Raw genomic sequence first — 18,206 nt, forward strand, 5'->3', positions numbered from 1 at the left:
TCACCCCGTACCAGCGCGCGCAATATCGCCTCCAGCACCGGCATCCCGCGTTCGGTGATCGCAAGGCGTGATCCGTCGCGCACCGCCAGGCCCTCGCGCTCCAGCATCGCTAGCTGGCCGTGGTCAATCAGCGCCTCGATCTCCGCGTCGCCCAATTCCGCCACGCGAGCGAGGTCGAGTCCCTCGTCCAGCCGCAACCCCATCACCAGCGCCTCGGTCGCGCGATTGCGCGGCGACAATGGCTGGTCGATCTGTGCGCCATGACCGTTGCGCGTCACCGCGTTCAACCAGTTTTCGGGCTTCTTGTGCCGCGCCGTCTCATGCGCCGTGCGCCGTCCGTGCGCGCCGGGTCCGATTCCGGCATAGTCCTGATACCGCCAATAGGTCAGGTTGTGGCGGCTTTCCGCGCCCGGCCGGGCGTGGTTCGACACCTCGTAAGCGGGCAATCCCGCCGACGCCGCCACCGCGCGAGTATGTTCGTAGAGTTCGGCCGCGATATTTTCATCGGGGAGCGTCAATTCGCCCTTTGCCGCCAGTGTCGCAAAGCGCGTTCCGGGCTCGATGGTGAGCTGATAGAGCGACAGATGTTCGGTCCCGAAGCGCAGCGCGCGGGCGAGCTCTGCGTCCCATTCGGCAAGGTTCTGGCCGGGACGCGCATAGATCAGGTCGAACGACACGCGCTCGAATGCGGCCTGCGCGGTGTCGAGCGCGGCCAGCCCCTCGTCCACGTCATGCGCGCGGCCCAGAAAGGCGAGCGCATCGTTATCGAGCGCCTGCAACCCCAGTGAAACGCGGTTGACGCCCGCCTTCGCGATGTCGCCGAAGCGCGCGGCCTCGACCGAGGACGGATTGGCCTCCAGCGTGATCTCGCATCCTTCGCTCAGGCCCCATCGCGCATCCGCCGCCTCGATCAGTGCTGCGACCGTCGCGGGCGGCATCAGCGACGGCGTTCCGCCACCAAAGAAGATCGAGGTGACTTCGCGCCCCGGTAGCAGATCGGCTTCGTAGTGGAGGTCGGCCAGCATCGCGCTGCGCCACGCATCCTGGTCCACGCTCTCGCGGACATGGCTGTTGAAATCGCAATAGGGGCATTTGGACACGCAGAACGGCCAGTGGATATAGAGTGCCAGCGGCGTTCGTGCGGTGTTCATCGCGCGCGCCATAGGGCAGGGGCGGTGTCCATGCAAAAGCGAGCGTCCATGTTGCTGTGTCTGTTGCTGGCGGCGTGCGGGCAGCAAAGCGCGTCGCCCCCGCCGCGCATTGTAGAGGAGCGACCCTTTGCGGGCACCGCGCCGCGCGGCGAGCCGCGGCTGAAGCGCAATATGCTGACGATGCACAATGCGACCCGGGCTGAGGTGCGCCAGCCGGTGCTGACGTGGAGCGATGCGCTTGCCACCGATGCGCTGGCCTATGCGCGCGAACTGGCGCGTACCGGGCGCTTCGAACACGCACCGCAGCCACGCGGCAACCCCAATCAAGGCGAGAATCTATGGATGGGGACGCGCGGTGCATACCGCTATCACGAGATGGCCGGGCACTGGATCGACGAGAAGCGCGTCTTCGTGAACCGCCCGATGCCCAACGCCAGCACCACCGGCGATTACCGCGATGTCGGCCATTATACCCAGATCATATGGTCGGGCACCCGCGAAGTGGGCTGCGCGATGGCGAGCAACCGGCGGGACGACTTTCTGGTGTGCCGTTACCTCCCGACTGGGAATGTCGTCGGCCAGCGGGCGTTGCCGTAACGCGGTCACTGCCGCCGATCAGGCCCCCGGCATTGTGCCCGGTCGCACATAAGGCAGCATGTGTGCGACATAATCGGTTTTGCCGAGTTCGGTGCCGCCTGCACGCAGAATCGCATAGGCGGTCATCACGTGGAAATAGAATTGGGGCAGCGCCCAATCGCGGGCAAATTGTTCGGTGGTCAGATCGAAGGTGATGCCGGCAGGTAACGCGTGCGCGATCGCGGTTTCGGGTTCGATATCGAGCGCCGTCGCCGACAGCGCGTTGAGCAGGTCGATCGTCTCGGCAATCCTCGCCTGCGCGTCTGCGATCGATCCGGGATGGTCGCCCGCGTTCCGCCCTTCTTCCAGCAAGATGTTCGACGATTCGGGAAACGCTTCTCCCTTCAGGCGGAACACCGCTTCTTGCGCCTGCCTGCACGCGAAACGGATCTGCGTCGCCAGCGGGAACATGTCGGGTGCGAGCCGCGCCGAAAGCAGGGCTTCGGCGTCATCCGGGCGTTGCGCCTGCGCCTTTTCCAGCCAGGCGGAGAGCCGCCCAAGCATCTGGATATAGGTCGGGACGAGCAGGCGCGTGAACGACATGCCATGACCCGTTTTGTCGGAAGCCGACATCACAGCACCGCGTCCACCAGCTGCGCGAACGCGTCCGCCCGGTGGCTGATCGCGTGCTTCGCCGCCGGGTTCATCTCGCCGAAGGTCGTTTCGCTGTCGAGCGGCAGGAACATCGCGTCATAGCCGAAGCCGCGGTCGCCGCGTGGGGGCCACACGAGCGTGCCGTCGACACGGCCCTCGAATGTCTCGGTATGGCCGTCGGGCCAGGCGAGCGACAGCGCGCAGACGAAGTGCGCGTCGCGCGACACGTCGGGGCCGAGCGCGGTCAGGCGATCCTCGACCAGTCGCATCGCCACCGCGAAATCCTTCGATTCGCCGGCCCAGCGCGCCGAGAAAATGCCCGGTTCGCCGTTCAGCGCCTCGACCGCCAGACCGCTATCGTCGGCAAGCGCAGGGAGGCCGGACAGGTCGGCGGCCTGCATCGCCTTTAGCTCAGCATTGGCGACGAAGGTGGTGCCGGTTTCCTCAGGCTCGGGCAGGTCGAGTTCGGCGGCCGAGACGGGTTCGATGCCGTAGGGGCCGAGCAGGTCGCGGATTTCGCGGACCTTGCCCGGATTGTGGCTGGCGATGACCAGCTTGCCCGGCACGAGCTTGCGGATCGCCTGGGGGGCGTCGCCGCCAATGCCTTCGTCGGGGCCGCTCATTTGCCTGCGGCCTTTGCCTGCGCGGCGAAGATGCGGTCGCAACCGATGCGAGCGAGGCGGAGCAGGCGGAGCAGTTCCTCCTCGTCATAGCACGCGCCCTCTGCGGTCGCCTGAAGCTCGGCGATCTTGCCGCCTTCGATCAGGACGAAATTGGCGTCGGCGTCGGCATTTGAATCCTCTGGGTAATCGAGGTCGAGGACGGGCGTGCCGTTATAGATGCCACAGGAGACGGCGGCGACCTTGCCCAGGATCGGGTCCGTCGTCAGCTTTCCCTCTGCCATCAGCTTGTCGACCGCCAGGCGCAGTGCGACCCACGCGCCGGAAATCGCGGCAGTGCGGGTGCCGCCATCGGCCTGGATCACGTCGCAATCGAGCGTGATCTGGCGCTCGCCGAGCAGTTTGAGGTCGGTGACGGCGCGCAAAGACCGCCCGATCAACCGCTGGATTTCTTGGGTGCGCCCCGACTGCTTGCCCTTAGCAGCTTCGCGGTTGCCGCGGGTATGGGTAGCGCGCGGCAACATGCCGTATTCGGCGGTAACCCAGCCTTCGCCCTTACCGCGCAACCAGGGCGGCAGGCGTTCTTCGACGCTGGCGGTGACCAGTACCTTGGTATCGCCGAATCCGATCAGCACCGATCCTTCGGCGTGGCGCGTGAAGGCGGGTTGGATCGTGATTTCACGCATTTCGTCGGGGGCGCGGCCGGATGGGCGCATATTTTCGTCTCCTGGTTCGTTGTCCCGCCGATAGACCGCCGGGCGGCTGTGCGCCAGTCCGGCCCGAGGGAAGGAATTTCATGCCGTACCGTTTTGCCGTCGCCCTGGCCGCCCTGTCGGCGACCGCGTGCACCATGACCGATGCCGCGCCGGATGGGGCGCCGATCGCGATCGAACGCGAATCGATCACCTATTCCACCGAACCGTGTTTCGGGACATGCCCGGTTTATAGCGTCACGGTTATGCCGGAAGGCGAGGGCGTGTTCGAGGGTAAGCAGCATGTCGCGACGACTGGCACCCAGTCGTTCCGCATTGCCCCCGCAACCTATCGTCGCTTCGCCGAGCATCTGGCGGCGGTGCGGCCGCGCGAGGGCGACCGCAACATCAGTCATGGTGAGCCCGATTGCGGCAATGCGCCGACCGACATGCCCAGCATCACCGTGCGCTGGGCGAGCAACACCGGCGCAGCAGACCAGAATTTGCGGCTGTATCTTGGATGCCGCAGCGCCGAGGCGGATCGGGTGGCGGGTGTGCTGAAGTCCGCGCCGGAAATGCTGCCGATCGCTGCCTACATCGGAAAGCGTTGAGCAATGAGACAGGGCTCCCTAAATTCAGCCCGATGAGCCAACCGATCACCGAGATGACCGACCGGGCACGCGACGTGTTCCGGGTGGTGGTCGAATCCTATCTGGATACCGGCGTGCCCGTGGGCTCGCGCACGATATCGAAGGTGGCGGGCGTCAACCTGTCCCCGGCCTCGATCCGCAATGTGATGCAGGATCTGGAGGAACTGGGGTTGCTCGCCGCACCCCATACCAGTGCGGGGCGGATGCCGACCGAGACGGGTCTGCGGCTGTTCGTCGATGGCATGATGCATTCGATGGAGCCGACCGCGGAGGAACGCGCGGCGATTTCCGCAGGCGCGGGCGAACATGGCCCGGTGGAGGCGGCGATTGCCAACACCACCGCGGCACTGTCCGGTCTTTCGGCCTGTGCCGGGCTGGTGCTGGTGGCGAAGCGCGAGCCGGTGTTGAAGCAGGTCGGCTTCGTCGCGCTGCCGGACGACAAGGCGATTGCGGTGCTGGTCGGGGCGGACGGATCGGTCGAGAATCGCGTCGTCGATCTGCCGCTGGGGATGACTCCGTCTGCGCTCAACGAAGCCGCCAATTATCTGTCCGCGACGCTGGCGGGTCAGACGCTGAGCACCGCGCGTGCGCGGATCGAGGCTGAAATCCGGCGCGAGCGGGCCGAACTCGATTCGGCAGCGCACACGCTGGTCGAACGCGGGTTGGCGGTGTGGTCGGCGGATGGCGACGACCGCCCGGTGTTGATCGTGCGCGGTCAGGCGCGGCTGGTCGATGCCACCGCGACCGAGGATCTCGAACGCGTGCGCCAGTTGCTCGACGAGCTGGAGGGCAAGGAGGAGATCGCCCGGCTGCTCGACAGCGCCAAGGACGGCGACGCGACGCGGATCTTCATCGGATCGGAGAACAAGTTGTTCGCGCTGTCCGGGTCTTCGGTGATCGCAAAACCGGTGCGCGCGCTCGACGGGCGAGTGGTCGGCGTAGTCGGCGTGATCGGCCCGACACGGTTGAACTATGCGCGCGTCGTGCCCATGGTTGATTTCACCGCAGCGACGCTCGCGCGTCTGCTGGTTTGACATTTTCATGCACAAGAACAGGGCAACATGACCGACGAAACGAAGAACGGCGCAGGCGAAGCGCCGCTGGATACCGACCTGCGCGAGGAAACCGCAGCCGAGGCCCCCGAACTGGCCGAGCATGACCGGCTGGCCGAGCTGGAGGCGAAGCTGGCCGAGGCCGATGCGGCCTTGCTCTATTCCAAGGCAGAGACGCAAAATGTCCGCCGTCGGGCGGAGAAGGAAGCGCAGGACGCACGCGCCTATGCCGCGACCGGGTTCGCACGCGACATCCTGTCGGTCGCCGACAATCTGAGCCGTGCATTGTCGGTGATCCCGCAGGAACTGCGCGACGACGACAAGATGAAGGGGCTGGTCACCGGTCTGGAAGCCACTGGGCGTGAGATCGAAAGCGTGTTTGCGCGCCACAATATCAAGAAGATCGAGACGGCGGGCGAGACGCTCAACCCCAATTGGCATCAGGCGATGTTCGAGGTGCCGACCAAGGATGTCGCGCCGGGGACGGTCGTTCAGGAAATTCAGGCCGGTTACATGATCGGCGACCGGTTGTTGCGGCCTGCATTGGTAGGCGTGGCAAAGGCTGCCGACGCGTAAGTCGAAATCCTCCCCCAGCGGGGAGGTGGCAGCACGAAGTGCTGACGGAGGGGGGTTGCCACGAAGCGCAACGCGTGTGGCCTACCCCTCGACCATGCTTCGCATGGTCCACCTCCTCCGGGTGGGGAGAATTTTGAAGTTTACCTCTCTCGTCACCCCGGACTTGTTCCGGGGTCCACCGCGCTGCAAGTGCAACACCTGACACCTCAACGAAGCGCAAGTGGCTTAGTGGACCCCGGAACAAGTCCGGGGTGACGGTGCGGGTGGGTTGGGACGCATCCAAAAAACGCTTGCTGGCCACCCGCGCCCCAACCCCCTATCTCTCCTCCCATGCCAGCCCGCATGGATTCCCTGCCCAACCGCCGCGCGATCATCGATCGTCGGGTGCTTGCCGATGAATTGGCAAAGCTAGAGCCCGATCCCGGCCAGCCCTTGCGTCAGGCGGGGACCAAGCTGCTGCGCGCGGCGATGGACGCCGGTCGCGCCGAAATCGAGCGGCGGTTCATGGAGCATCCGACGCGCGGGCTCGAAATGGCGGCGTCGGGCGCGTTCCTGACCGACCAGATCTTGCGACTGTTATGGGATTTTACCGTCCAGCGGCTTTACCCGAACAACAATCCGACCAGCGCGGAGCGGATGACGCTGATTGCGGTCGGTGGGTACGGGCGCGGCGAGATGGCACCGTTTTCGGACATCGACATCGGTTTCCTGACGCCGTGGAAACAGACGAGCTGGTCCGAGCAGGTCATCGAATCGATGCTCTATGCGCTGTGGGACATGGGGTTGAAGGTCGGGCATTCGTCGCGGTCGTTGGACGAGATGGTGCGCCAGGCAAAGGCCGATGGCACGATCCGCACGGCACTGGTCGAGGCGCGGTTCGTGTGGGGTGACATGGGCCTGTACGACGAGGCCGCGGCGCGCTTCAAATTGGAGGTGCAGGCCGATACCGCGCGTGCCTTCATCGCCACCAAGCTTGCCGAGCGCGACAATCGCCATCGTAAGATGGGCGACAGCCGCTATGTCGTCGAACCCAATGTGAAGGAAGGGAAGGGGGGCTTGCGCGACCTCCATACGCTCTTCTGGATCGGCAAATATGCCTATGAGGTCAGGCGCGCCGCGGAGCTGGTCGACAAGGGGGTGTTGTCCGCCCATGAATATCGCCAGTTCAACCGGGCGGAAAACTTTCTCTGGGCGGTGCGCTGTCACCTCCACCTGATCGCGGGGCGGGCGGAGGAGCGGCTGACTTTCGACTTCCAGCGCGAGATCGCCGACCGGATGCGTTATTCGGACCGGCCGGGGAAATCGGCGGTCGAGCGCTTCATGCAATTCTACTTTTTGCAGGCCAAGCGCGTCGGTGACCTGACCGGCGTGTTCCTGGCGCATCTCGACGAGAAATTCGCCGCGCGCGGGCGTCGGTTCGGTCTGCCGATGCTGCGCCGAGCGCCGCGCAAGCTCAAAGGGTTCATTCTCGACCGCGGGCGGCTGGCGCTGCCCGGCGACGATTTTTTCCAGCGCGATCCGGTGCGATTGATCGAGCTGTTCCAGTTGGCCGATCTGCATGGGCTGGAGATTCATCCGCTTGCGATGCGGGGCGCGGCGCGTGATGCCAAGCTGATCGACGAGTGGCGCGACGATGCGCGCGCCAATGCGCTGTTCCTCGACGTGCTGACGTCCCCGCGCGATCCGGAAACCGTGCTGCGCTGGATGAACGAGGCAGGGGTATTTGGCCGGTTCGTGCCCGATTTCGGCCGCGTCGTGGCGCAGATGCAGTTCGACATGTATCACCACTACACCGTCGACGAACACACGATCCGCGCGATCGGGTTGCTGAGCGAGATCGAGCGGGGCGGGCTGAAGGAGGACCATCCGCTCTCCTCCACCATCATCGGCCAGATCGCCTCCCGCCGGGTTCTCTACGTTGCGGTCCTGCTCCACGACATCGCCAAGGGACGTGGCGGGGATCATTCGGTGCTGGGCGCAGGCGTCGCCGAGCGGCTGTGCCCGCGGCTGGGGCTGAGCGCGGCGGAGACCGAGACGGTGGCGTGGCTGGTCCGCTGGCACCTGCTGATGTCGGCCACCGCGTTCAAACGCGACCTGTCGGATTTCAAGACGATCCTCGATTTCGCCAACCATGTGCAGTCGGTGCAGCGGCTGCGCCTCCTGCTGGTACTGACTGTGGTCGATATCCGCGCGGTGGGGCCGGGGGTGTGGAACGGGTGGAAACGGCAATTGCTGTCCACCCTGTTCGATTCGGCCGAGGAAGTGCTGCGGCTGGGCCACAAGCAAAAGGGCCGCAGCGAACGGATCGCTGCCAAGCAGGATATGCTCGCCGAGACCTTGGGCTGGGATGCGGACACGCGCGCGAAGTTCGTGCGGCGGCTGGCCGAACCATACTGGATTGCCGAGCCGATCGATGTGCTGGAGGCCAATGTGCGCCAGATGATCGCGGCAGGTGACGAACAATTGTCGATCAGCGCCCAGGTCTATCCCGATCAGGATGCGACGCTGGTGACGGTCTATGCCGCCGATCATCCAGGGCTTTTCTACCGGATTGCGGGCGCGATCCACGCGGCGGGCGGGAACATCATCGACGCACGCATCCACACGACGCGCGACGGACGCGCACTCGACAATTTCCTGGTGCAAGATCCCTTCGGCCAGCCCTTTGACGAACCCGCGCGGCTGGCTCGACTGGAGGGCGCGATCACAGAGGCGCTGTCCAACCGTGCCAAGATGACCGAGAAGCTGCGGCGCAAACCGCTGGCGCGCGCACGGGCCGATGCCTTCTCGATCCAGCCCGCAGCGCTGATCGACAACAAGGCGTCGAATCGCTTCACGGTGATCGAGGTGAATGCCCGCGACCGCCCGGCGCTGCTCTATGATCTGGCCAACGCACTGTTTCAGTCCAAGGTGACGATTCATTCGGCGCATGTCGCGACGTACGGCGAGCGGGCGGTCGATACGTTTTACGTCACCGACCTGCTGGGCGAGAAGATCGATAATGCCGGGCGGTTGAAAAGCGTCGAGCGGCGACTGGTCGAGGCGGCGGGTGAGGGGGAAGCGGTGCAGGCTGCCTGACGATCAAGCGGGTGTGCGTTCGGGTTCGGGTGGCAGAAAGCTGATGACCTCATCCTCTTCATTGACCATCGGTTTGCTGTCCGACCGGAAGAATTCCAGCCCGCCGCCCTTGCGTTTGACCGCGATCGGCTCGCCCCCGCGCGGCAGGCGATCGCGATAATCGCTGAACGAGAATTGCTCGGTCAGCCGGGTTCGTCCGAACGTCCAGCCTTGTGCCGCCAGTTTTTGCAGCTCGTCGACGGTACGTTCGCTTTCGAGCAGGACGTGCGCGCGGGGCCGCACCGCATCGCGGCCCTTGGTCGCGGCGGTCTGCGTTAGTTTCTCAAAGCCCATTTCAGGGCCAAGATCGGCGCAGACCAAGGCGTTGTACGCATCATTCTCACTGGTCGCGAGCAATTGCTGGAAATCGCCGAAGTCGAGCGTGTCACGTGTGACTTCGTCAAGGATGTCGCCGCGATAGACGGTCAAGTCCCGCTTGCGCGCACCGCGCAGCGCAAAAGCCGAGCTGTCGGCGACCGTCACCTGATAGCCGAGCTGGCGAAGATAGTCGCCAAAGGCGATCGACCAGTCGTTGGCGCCGACGATCAGCACGCCTTCGCCCTTGCCCAGATCGATGCCCAGCCATCGCGCGACCCAGGCGGCGGAAAATCCATGCGCAAAGATGGTCGCTGCGACGACGGCAAAGCTCAAGGGCACGAGTGCGGCTGCTTCGGGAAAGCCTTCGTCGCCCAGCCGGATCGCGAACAGGCCCAGGATCGCCACCGCGACGATGCCGCGCGGCGCAATCCAGGCGATGAACACCCGCTCGCGCCAGGGCATCGAGGAAAAGAGCAAGCTGACGAATACGGTCAGCGGGCGCACCACGAACAGCAGCAGGATCAGGAAGATCACGAAGCGCGCCTGGAACGCTTGTATCGTCTCCCAATCGAGGGTTGCCGACAAAATGACGAACACGCCCGAGACGAGCAGGACGGTCAGATCCTCTTTGAACCGGTGCAGCACCCTGCTGGTGTGAATATGGCGATTGGCCATCACCACGCCCATGATCGTCACCGTAATCAGCCCGGTTTCATGCTTGACCAGATCGGCGATCACGAACCCGGCGATCACCGTCACCAGCAGCACGGGCGCTTTTAGAAATTCGGGGACGTACCCGCGCGGGAACAGCCAGGTGATGGCAAATCCCAGTATCAGGCCGAGCAACGCCGCGATCCCCGATGCGGCGGCGACGCCCAGCGTGATCGCGCCGACATCGACCGTCTCGCCCTTGAACGAGATATAGGCGAACACCCCGATCGCGAGCAGCGCGCCGATCGGATCGTTGACGATCCCCTCCCATTTCAGCGTATCCGATACGCGTTTGGGCACGCGCAACGTGCGCAGCATCGGCCCGATCACCGTCGGCCCGGTGACCACCAGCACCCCGCCCAGCAGCAACGAAATGTCCCAGGAAAGCCCGGCGCCGTAATGCGCGGCAAGCGTGCCCAGTGCCCAGCCGATCGGCACGCCCAGCATGACCAGTCGGAACACCGGCCACCCGGCATGTTTCAAATCGCGGAAATTAAGGCTCAATCCGCCTTCGAACAGGATGACGGCGACGGCGAGTTTGATGATCGGTTCCTGAAGCACGCCCAGGTCGCGGTCGGGGACGATAATGCCGGTGACCGGCCCGGCCAATATACCCGCGACCAGCATCAGCGCGATTGCGGGACGCCCTGTGCGCCACGCCAGCCACTGCGCACCGATCCCGATGACGCCGATCAGCGCCAGCTTGACCAATAATGAATCGATCATTTCGGTGTCGGTCCCCTTCGATCCGCGTTATTCTCGCTCATCGCGCTCGATGGAGAATCCCCAATGGCAGTGCTCGGCATAGGCGGTCTGTTCTTTCGCGCCAAGGATCCCGACGGTTTGTCGGCCTGGTATCGAGAACATCTGGAAATCGGTGCGGGTTGCAACGCCGAAGGCACTGGCGATCCCAGCGAGTGGTTCTGGAAAGTTCAGGGCGGGCCGCTTGTGTTCGCACCATTCAAGGCGGACAGCGATTATTTCGCGGCGGACAAGGCATTCATGCTCAACCTGCGCGTCACCGATCTCGACGGGATGCTCGAACAGTTGAACGCATCGGGCATCGCGATCGAGACGCGCGACGAATGGGACTCGCCCGAAACCGGACGCTTCGCGCGCATCCATGATCCCGAGGGCAACGCGATCGAACTATGGGAAGAGCCGCAGCCATAATGCGGCTGATCGCCTTCGGTGTCGGCGACAATCGAAACGGGGCGGCGGCGATAAATCGCGGCACCGCCCCAGTAACCCTTATTTTGGCGACAGCACCATCAGCATCTGGCGGCCTTCCATGCGGGGATAGGCTTCGACCTTGGCGTCTTCGGTGCAATCCTCGGCAACGCGCTGAAGCAGAGCCATGCCGAGCTGGCCGTGGCTGAGTTCGCGACCGCGGAAGCGCAGGGTGATCTTCACCTTATCGCCCTCGCCGATGAATTTGTGGACGTTGCGCATCTTCACGTCGTAATCATGATCGTCGATGTTCGGACGCATCTTGATCTCTTTGATTTCCTGCGTCTTCTGCGTCTTGCGCGCGAGGTTCGCCTTTTTCTGCGCCTCGTACTTGAACTTGCCGACGTCCAGGAATTTCGCGACGGGCGGATCGGCGTTCGGCGATACCTCGACCAAGTCCAGACCGACGGCAGCAGCCTGCTCCATCGCTTCGCGCGTGAACAGCACGCCCAGATTCTCGCCTTCGTGATCGATCACGCGGACTTTGGGCGACTGGATGAATTCATTGTAGCGCGGGCCGTTCATCGGCGGCGGCGTGTTACCACGCCGGGTCATGGGAGGACGTATCTTGGAATCTCCTGTCGTCAGTTATGGTGCCTATATAGTGGCGATGCGGGGAATTTGAAAGCGGGCTGATCGACGCGGAATACTGCGTCAGCGCGGTTGTGCCAGGATGACAATGCATCCCGCGAGCGCCAGCCCGACCCCGATGACATCCCAGCGCGTCGGCGCGACCTGATCGACCAGCATCAGCCAGCCAAGCGATGCGGCGATGTAGATGCCGCCATAGGCCGCATAGGCGCGGCCTGCGGCGTCCGCCGGGCTGAGTGTCAGCAGCCAGGCGAACAGGGTTAGGGCGGCGATACCGGGGATGATCCACCAGACCGGCTTGCCCGATCGCACCACCGCCCAGAAGGCGAAACAGCCCGCAATCTCCGCCACCGCGGCGGCAGCGTAGATTGCGAGCGTTTGCGGCGTCATGCGGTCCTGAGGTCGGGCGGGGTCGCGTCGTCGCGGAGCATCGCGATCGCCGCATCGAGGGTGATGACTTCCTGGCCCTGGCTGCCCAGGCGACGGATGGCGACGGTGCCTTCGTCTGCTTCGCGCTTGCCGACCACCAGCAGATACGGGACCTTTGCCAGCGAGTGTTCGCGCACCTTGTAGTTGATCTTCTCGTTGCGCAGATCGGCCTCGACGCGGATGCCCGCCGCCTTCAGCTTTTCGACCGCTTCATTGGCATAGCCATCGGCGTCGGAAACGATCGTCGCGACCACCGCCTGTACCGGCGCGAGCCAGACGGGCAGTTTGCCGGCGAAATGTTCGATCAGGATGCCGATGAAGCGTTCGTAACTGCCGAAGATCGCACGGTGGAGCATGATCGGGCGGTGACGTTCGCCATCTTCGCCGACATAGGACGCGTCGAGCCGATCGGGCAGCACGCGGTCGGACTGGATCGTGCCGACCTGCCAAGTTCGGCCGATCGCATCGGTTAAATGCCATTCCAGCTTGGGCGCGTAGAAGGCGCCTTCGCCGGGGAGTTCTTCCCAGCCATATTGCTCGGTTGCCAGGCCCGCCGCGACCACTGCGTCGCGAAGTTCGTTTTCGGAAAGGTCCCACATCTCTTCGCTGCCAAACCGCTTTTCGGGGCGGAGCGCGAGTTTGATCGCATAGGTGAAGCCGAAATCCTTGTAGATGCGGTCGGCGAGTTCGCAGAAGGCACGGACTTCGGCGACGATCTGGTCTTCGCGGCAGAAGATGTGCGCGTCATCCTGGGTGAACTGGCGCACGCGCATCAGGCCGTGGAGCGCGCCGTGCGGTTCGTTGCGGTGGCAGCAGCCATTTTCGTAAAGGCGCAAAGGCAGGTCGCGGTACGACTTGATTCCCTGACGAAAGATCAGGACGTGCGCGGGGCAGTTCATCGGCTTCAGCGCCATCCAGTCGGCATCGTCGCTGACGATCGGGCCTTCGTCCTCGGTGTTCGGCACCTCGTCGGGGATGACGAACATGTTCTCGCGATACTTGCCCCAGTGCCCGGATTGCTCCCACTGGCGGGCGTCCATGACCTGCGGCGTCTTGACCTCGCGGTAGCCCGCGCCGTCGATTGCGCGGCGCATATAGGCCTCCAGCTCGCGCCAGATGATGTAGCCATTGGGGTGCCAGAACACCGACCCGTGCGCTTCGGCCTGAAGATGGAACAGGTCCATTTCCTGACCCAGCTTGCGGTGGTCGCGTTTGCCCGCTTCCTCCAGCTTGTGGAGATGCGCATCGAGCTGCTTCTTGTTGAGCCAGCCGGTGCCGTAGATGCGGCTGAGCATCGCGTTCTTCTGGTCGCCGCGCCAATATGCGCCGGAAACGCGCGTGAGCTTGAACGCCTGCGGGTCGAGCTTGCCCGTCGAGGCGAGGTGCGGCCCGCGGCACATGTCGAGCCATGCGTCCTCGCCGCTGCCCGAACGATAGACGGTCAGTTCCTCGCCCTCGGGCAGTTCTTCGGCCCATTCGGCCTTGAACGTCTCGCCCTGCGCGTTCCAGCGCGCGATCAGGTCGGCGCGGCTCCACACTTCGCGGACGAGGCGTTCGTCGCGGGCGATGATGGCACGCATCTCGGCCTCGATCGCGGGTAGGTCTTCCTCGGTGAACGGGCGGTCCTTCGGCGCGAAGTCGTAGTAGAAGCCGTCGTCGGTTGCGGGGCCGAAAGTGATCTGGGTGCCCGGGAACAGATTCTGCACCGCCTCTGCCAGAATATGCGCGAAATCGTGGCGCGCGAGTTCCAGCGCGTCGGCCTCGTCGCGCGACGTCACCAGCGCCAGTTGCGCGTCGCCCTCGAACGCCCGCCCGATGTCGCGCAATTCCCCGTCGACGCGCGCGGCAAGCGCCGCCTTTGCAAGTCCCGGCCCGATCGCGGCGGCGATGTCCGCGGGGGTAGTCCCCGGCGCTACTTCGCGGACGGAGCCGTCGGGTAGCGTGATGCGGAACATCTGGGACATGGGGAGTTTAGCCTTTTCGATTGGTTTGAGCGACAATCGCTTATGCCGCACCGCGCCCTATAGGCAAGGCGGGGGTGCGCGCAAAGAGGAGCCGCGCGGATGATGACGCTGGTGGTCGTGGTGCTGGTGGTCTCGGGCGCGCTGCTGATCGGTGCGCTGTGGGGGATTTACGGATCGCTGTCGAAACCGGTCGAGGGGTTCCTGATCGCGCTGGCGGGCGGGGCATTGCTGTTGTCGCTGGTCACCGAACTGATCCAGCCAGGGGTCGAGCGCACCGGCATCTGGCTTACGCTGGGCGGGGTCGCGGGTGGAGCGATCGTCTTCACGCTGATCGACCAGTGGATAGAGCGGCGGTTCGGCGACCGGTCGGGGGGCGGGTTGCTCGCCGCGGTCACGCTGGACGGTATCCCCGAGAATTTGGCGCTGGGCGTCGCGCTGATCGGGGCGGGAGCGCCCGAAGTCGCGGCGCTGGCAGGATCGATTTTCCTCTCCAACCTGCCCGAGGCGGCGGGCGGCGCAAAGGAAATGGCAAAGGGCGGGCGGTCGAAGCGTGCCGTGCTGGGCATATGGGCGGCGACCGCCGCGATCCTGTCGGCGGCGGCGATCATCGGCAATTTCGCGCTGGAGGGTGCCCCGCGGGCAACAATCGCGGTGATCCAGTGTTTCGCGGCCGGCGCCGTGGTCGCAAGCCTGGCGACCGAGGTGTTTCCCAAGGCCTATCGCGAGGAGCACAACTGGGCGGGGCTGGCGACCGCGCTGGGGCTGATGCTGGCATTGTTGCTGGGGGAACTCGCCCCTTAAGCTACGCCGAACGGCACCACGTAATTCTCGGAGATATGCCCGATCTTGGCCGGGCCGAGATAGGGCACGCCCATGTCGCCGCACCAGCGGATGATCATGCCCTCCAGCGTCTCTCCGAACGGCACGTCGTTGTCGGGAATGTCGTTGAAGGTGCCCAGGCGGACGCCTGCCACGCCCTTTAGCTGGGTGGCGTTGGCAAGTTGGAACAGCATCCGATCGATCGAATAAAGCGGTTCGGATACATCCTCGATCATCAGCACATGGTCGGTCAGGTCGGGCAGCCAGGGCGTGCCGATCATGATCGTCAGGATCGACAGGTTGAAGGCTACCGCGGGCACGCCGCCTGCGGTGGAGGGTTCGAGCGAACGGCGATCGTCGTTGATCAGCCAGTTGAGCGCGCGTGCGGCGCTGGCGCCCGCGTCCTTGCGTCCGATCTCGGTCGGCATCGGGCCGTGCGCCGGGCGTCCGATGCGGCGGGCGTAAAGCGCGCCGAGCATGAACCCCATGTCGGAATAGCCGACATATTTCTTGGCCTTGGCCGACGAGTTGAGTTGCCCCATCACTGCGTCGAGGATGCGGTTCGACCCGTAACCGCCGCGCGCGAACCAGATCGCGTCGAAGCCCGAATCATTGGCGAATTCCAGGAATGCGCCCGCGCGCACTCCGTCGTCGCCCGCGAAATGGCCGTCCTCTGCGAAACATTGCGGGTGGAACACGATCTCGACCGAAGGATCGATGACCGCGGCCAACGCCTGCACGCGCGGGGCGACGCTTTCGTCGATCGACCTGCCGGGGGCGACTACTCCGATCCGTTTTGCCATTCCGTTCCAGACTCCCCGAGACCGTTTGCTTCGAGCGAAGTCGAGTAGCGTTTCCCGGACCAAGCGTTTCTCGACTGCGCTCGAGACAAACGGGTGGGAGGCGCTCGACTTGCTTTGCCCTGCACCCGCCGATAGCGCGCTCGCATGGAAACGGGCAAATCCTTCTTCTTCGTCGGCATCGGCGGTTCCGGCATGATGCCGCTGGCGATGATCCTGGCCGGGCGCGGCGCTACCGTCGCGGGGTCGGACCGCAGCCTCGATTCGGGCCGCTTGCCTGCGAAGTTCGAGGATCTCGCCGCACGCGGCATCGCGCTACACCCGCAGGACGGCAGCGGCATCGTGTCGGCAGACCAGATCGTGGTCGCGTCCGCCGCGGTCGAGGCGACGGTGCCCGACATGTTGGCGGCGGAAACCGTCGGCGCGCAGCGGATGACGCGGGCGGAATTGCTCGCCTCGCTGTTCAATGCGTCGGTCAGCCGGATTGGGGTGGCGGGGACCAGCGGCAAATCGACCGTGACCGGCATGATTGGCTGGATTTTCCATGCGCTCGGTCGCGATCCGACGGTGATGAACGGCGCTGTGATGAAGAATTTCGCGAGCGCAGAGGCGCCGTTCGCGAGCGCGCTGGTGGGCGAAGGCGCGGCGTTCGTGTCCGAGGTGGACGAGAGCGACGGGTCGATCGCGCTCTACACGCCAGAGGTCGCGGTGCTCAACAATGTCAGCCTCGACCACAAGTCGCTGGAGGAATTGCGCGCGCTGTTCGGCGATTTCGCGGCCAAGGCGCGGGTGACGGTGGTCAATGTCGGCGATTCGGAAGCCGAAGCGCTGGCCGACACGATGGACCGCGCGAAGCTGATGACGGTGGCGATCGACGCCTCCGCCGATCTGCGTGCCGAGAATCTTACCCCGGAGCGTTACGCGATTTCTTTCGACCTTGTGTCGCGCGGCGAGCGGTTGCGGGTGCGGCTTGGCGTGCCGGGGCGGCATAATGTCGAGAATGCGCTGGCGGCGATCGGCGCGGCGATCGCGGCGGGCGTGCCGCGCGAGGAGGCGGCGACGGCGATCGAAGGGTTCAAGGGGCTAAAGCGTCGCTTCGAATGGGTGGGAGAGGCGAACGGCGTCGCGGTGATCGACGATTTCGGCCACAACCCGGAAAAGATCGCGGCCACACTCGACACGCTCCACGCCAATCCGGGGCGGTTGCTGCTGATGTTCCAGCCGCATGGTTACGGCCCGCTGAAAGTGATGCGCCGCGAACTAGTCGATATGTTCGCCGAAAAGCTGGGCGAGGACGATGTGCTGGTCCTGCCCGATCCCGTCTATCAGGGCGGCACCACGTCGCGCGAAGTGACTAGCGCGGATATCGTCGCCGACGTGCAGGCCGCGGGACGCGACGCCCGCCACATCCCGGCACGCGATGACGCAGCCGCGGCGCTGATCGCGATGGCGGGGCCTGGCGACCGCATCGTCCTGATGGGTGCCCGCGACGACACGCTGTCGCTGCTGGCGCAAGAGATGGTGACAGACTTGTCAGGGTAGCTTGACATGGAAAGCGACCTTGACGTAAAGCTACCTTTACTGATTCGAAAGGGAGCCTGTCATGAATCGAACGCCCGCCGCACAGCGTTACCTGCGCCGCTTCACTGTCGTTACCGCCGCCTATGTCCTGCTGATCGCCGCCAATGTCGGGGTCAGTTGGGCCTTCGATCCCTCCCAGACGATACTCGGGCTGATGGCGATCGTGGCCGCTCTGCCGATCGTCGGGATGCTGATCGTGCTTGGCATCTATTTGCGCGAGGAAAGCGACGAATTCGTTCGCGACCGTATCGTGTTGTCGATGCTGATCGGCCTTGGCGTGCTGTTGTCGCTGTCGAGCATTCTCGGGATGTTGCAGTTCGAAGGGCTGGTTGGCGAGTTGCCCGTTTTCCTGGCCTTTCCGATCTGGTGCGGCGCGTGGGGGATCGCCCAGTCCCTGCTAGCATTGCGCGACAAGCGTGCGGATGCGGCATGAAGAACCGGCTCAAAATACTACGTGCCGAACGCGACTGGAGCCAGCAGGATCTGGCCGAGCGGCTCGAAGTGTCGCGCCAGAGCGTCAACGCCATCGAAACGGGGCGATATGATCCGTCATTACCGCTGGCGTTCAAGATCGCCGACGTGTTCGGCCAGCCGATCGAGGCGATCTTCATCAACCCGGCGAGCGACTGAAGCCAGCGCCCTTTCAACAAGGGGCCGCCCTGCGTAGAAGCGCGG

At 64.7% G+C, this 18,206-nt stretch carries 19 protein-coding genes; 10 read left to right on the plus strand and 9 right to left on the minus strand.

Features of this window, described 5'->3' with window-relative positions:
• Positions 1-1,163: radical SAM family heme chaperone HemW (gene hemW, locus ENHY17A_RS00005; RefSeq protein ID WP_159709193.1), on the minus strand; the 1,163-nt coding region annotated here is incomplete at its 3' end.
• A 36-nt stretch (positions 1,164-1,199) separates the two neighbouring features.
• Here hemW and ENHY17A_RS00010 point away from each other — a divergent pair.
• A complete protein-coding gene (locus ENHY17A_RS00010) occupies positions 1,200-1,748 on the plus strand; it encodes a CAP domain-containing protein (RefSeq protein ID WP_236547661.1) in 549 nt (182 codons plus the stop codon).
• A gap of 18 nt (positions 1,749-1,766) precedes the next feature.
• Here ENHY17A_RS00010 and ENHY17A_RS00015 read toward each other — a convergent pair whose 3' ends face one another.
• The 3 genes from ENHY17A_RS00015 to rph are packed head-to-tail and all read right to left on the minus strand — an operon-like array spanning position 1,767 to position 3,717.
• The gene (locus tag ENHY17A_RS00015) at positions 1,767-2,330 is read right to left on the minus strand and encodes a DUF1993 domain-containing protein (protein ID WP_159709195.1); all 564 of its coding nucleotides are present in this window, start codon (positions 2,328-2,330) and stop codon (positions 1,767-1,769) included.
• A gap of 29 nt (positions 2,331-2,359) precedes the next feature.
• On the minus strand, positions 2,360-3,004 hold the full coding sequence (rdgB, locus tag ENHY17A_RS00020; protein ID WP_159709196.1) for an RdgB/HAM1 family non-canonical purine NTP pyrophosphatase: 645 nt from the start codon (positions 3,002-3,004) through the stop codon (positions 2,360-2,362).
• A complete protein-coding gene (gene rph, locus ENHY17A_RS00025; RefSeq protein ID WP_159709197.1) occupies positions 3,001-3,717 on the minus strand; it encodes a ribonuclease PH in 717 nt (238 codons plus the stop codon). The genes rdgB and rph overlap by 4 nt, the downstream gene beginning before the upstream one ends.
• An 80-nt stretch (positions 3,718-3,797) precedes the next feature.
• Between rph and ENHY17A_RS00030 the strand changes: the two genes are divergently transcribed.
• The 4 genes from ENHY17A_RS00030 (at position 3,798) to ENHY17A_RS00045 (ending at position 9,049) form a co-directional block, all read left to right on the plus strand.
• A complete protein-coding gene (locus ENHY17A_RS00030; RefSeq protein ID WP_159709198.1) occupies positions 3,798-4,304 on the plus strand; it encodes a DUF6438 domain-containing protein in 507 nt (168 codons plus the stop codon).
• 32 nt (positions 4,305-4,336) lie between these two features.
• Positions 4,337-5,377, plus strand: a complete 1,041-nt coding sequence (gene hrcA / locus ENHY17A_RS00035) for a heat-inducible transcriptional repressor HrcA (protein ID WP_159709199.1) — start codon at positions 4,337-4,339, stop codon at positions 5,375-5,377.
• A gap of 27 nt (positions 5,378-5,404) precedes the next feature.
• Positions 5,405-5,971, plus strand: coding sequence for a nucleotide exchange factor GrpE (gene grpE / locus ENHY17A_RS00040; protein WP_159709200.1), 567 nt, complete (start codon positions 5,405-5,407; stop codon positions 5,969-5,971).
• A 330-nt stretch (positions 5,972-6,301) separates the two neighbouring features.
• On the plus strand, positions 6,302-9,049 hold the full coding sequence (locus ENHY17A_RS00045) for a [protein-PII] uridylyltransferase (RefSeq protein ID WP_159709201.1): 2,748 nt from the start codon (positions 6,302-6,304) through the stop codon (positions 9,047-9,049).
• Between the two features lie 3 nt (positions 9,050-9,052).
• Here the strand turns inward: ENHY17A_RS00045 and ENHY17A_RS00050 are convergent, their stop codons facing one another.
• On the minus strand, positions 9,053-10,843 hold the full coding sequence (locus ENHY17A_RS00050; RefSeq protein ID WP_159709202.1) for a cation:proton antiporter: 1,791 nt from the start codon (positions 10,841-10,843) through the stop codon (positions 9,053-9,055).
• A 63-nt stretch (positions 10,844-10,906) separates the two neighbouring features.
• On the opposite strand from ENHY17A_RS00050, the gene ENHY17A_RS00055 reads away from it, so the two are divergent.
• Positions 10,907-11,290: a VOC family protein gene (locus ENHY17A_RS00055; protein ID WP_159709203.1), complete on the plus strand. Its 384-nt coding sequence runs from the start codon at positions 10,907-10,909 to the stop codon at positions 11,288-11,290.
• A gap of 78 nt (positions 11,291-11,368) precedes the next feature.
• Here the strand turns inward: ENHY17A_RS00055 and infC are convergent, their stop codons facing one another.
• The 3 genes from infC to thrS form a co-directional block, all read right to left on the minus strand.
• Positions 11,369-11,902 carry a translation initiation factor IF-3 gene (gene infC, locus ENHY17A_RS00060; RefSeq protein WP_159709204.1) on the minus strand — a complete coding sequence of 178 codons (534 nt, stop codon included), beginning with the start codon at positions 11,900-11,902 and terminating at the stop codon, positions 11,369-11,371.
• Between the two features lie 99 nt (positions 11,903-12,001).
• On the minus strand, positions 12,002-12,328 hold the full coding sequence (locus ENHY17A_RS00065) for a YnfA family protein (RefSeq protein ID WP_159709205.1): 327 nt from the start codon (positions 12,326-12,328) through the stop codon (positions 12,002-12,004).
• Positions 12,325-14,331 (minus strand): threonine--tRNA ligase, encoded by a 2,007-nt coding sequence (gene thrS / locus ENHY17A_RS00070; protein WP_159709206.1) that lies wholly within the window; start codon positions 14,329-14,331, stop codon positions 12,325-12,327. Before thrS ends, ENHY17A_RS00065 begins: the two co-directional genes overlap by 4 nt.
• 99 nt (positions 14,332-14,430) lie before the next feature.
• Here thrS and ENHY17A_RS00075 point away from each other — a divergent pair, with 99 nt between their 5' ends.
• Complete coding sequence (locus ENHY17A_RS00075) at positions 14,431-15,132, plus strand: ZIP family metal transporter (protein WP_159709207.1); 702 nt, start codon at positions 14,431-14,433, stop codon at positions 15,130-15,132.
• Here ENHY17A_RS00075 and ENHY17A_RS00080 read toward each other — a convergent pair.
• A complete protein-coding gene (locus ENHY17A_RS00080) occupies positions 15,129-15,953 on the minus strand; it encodes an LD-carboxypeptidase (protein WP_159709208.1) in 825 nt (274 codons plus the stop codon). The two genes, ENHY17A_RS00075 and ENHY17A_RS00080, sit on opposite strands and share 4 nt — an antisense overlap.
• 144 nt (positions 15,954-16,097) lie before the next feature.
• On the opposite strand from ENHY17A_RS00080, the gene ENHY17A_RS00085 reads away from it, so the two are divergent.
• The 3 genes from ENHY17A_RS00085 (at position 16,098) to ENHY17A_RS00095 (ending at position 18,161) form a co-directional block, all read left to right on the plus strand.
• Positions 16,098-17,492, plus strand: coding sequence for a glutamate ligase domain-containing protein (locus ENHY17A_RS00085; RefSeq protein WP_159709209.1), 1,395 nt, complete (start codon positions 16,098-16,100; stop codon positions 17,490-17,492).
• 61 nt (positions 17,493-17,553) lie between these two features.
• Entirely contained in the window at positions 17,554-17,964 is a 411-nt protein-coding gene (locus ENHY17A_RS00090; RefSeq protein ID WP_159709210.1) for a hypothetical protein, read from the plus strand.
• Positions 17,961-18,161: a helix-turn-helix transcriptional regulator gene (locus ENHY17A_RS00095; protein ID WP_159709211.1), complete on the plus strand. Its 201-nt coding sequence runs from the start codon at positions 17,961-17,963 to the stop codon at positions 18,159-18,161. The genes ENHY17A_RS00090 and ENHY17A_RS00095 overlap by 4 nt, the downstream gene beginning before the upstream one ends.
• Positions 18,162-18,206 lie beyond the last annotated feature (45 nt).

It is taken from the genome of Sphingomonas sp. AX6, from assembly GCF_902506605.1.
Classification (GTDB): domain Bacteria; phylum Pseudomonadota; class Alphaproteobacteria; order Sphingomonadales; family Sphingomonadaceae; genus Sphingomonas.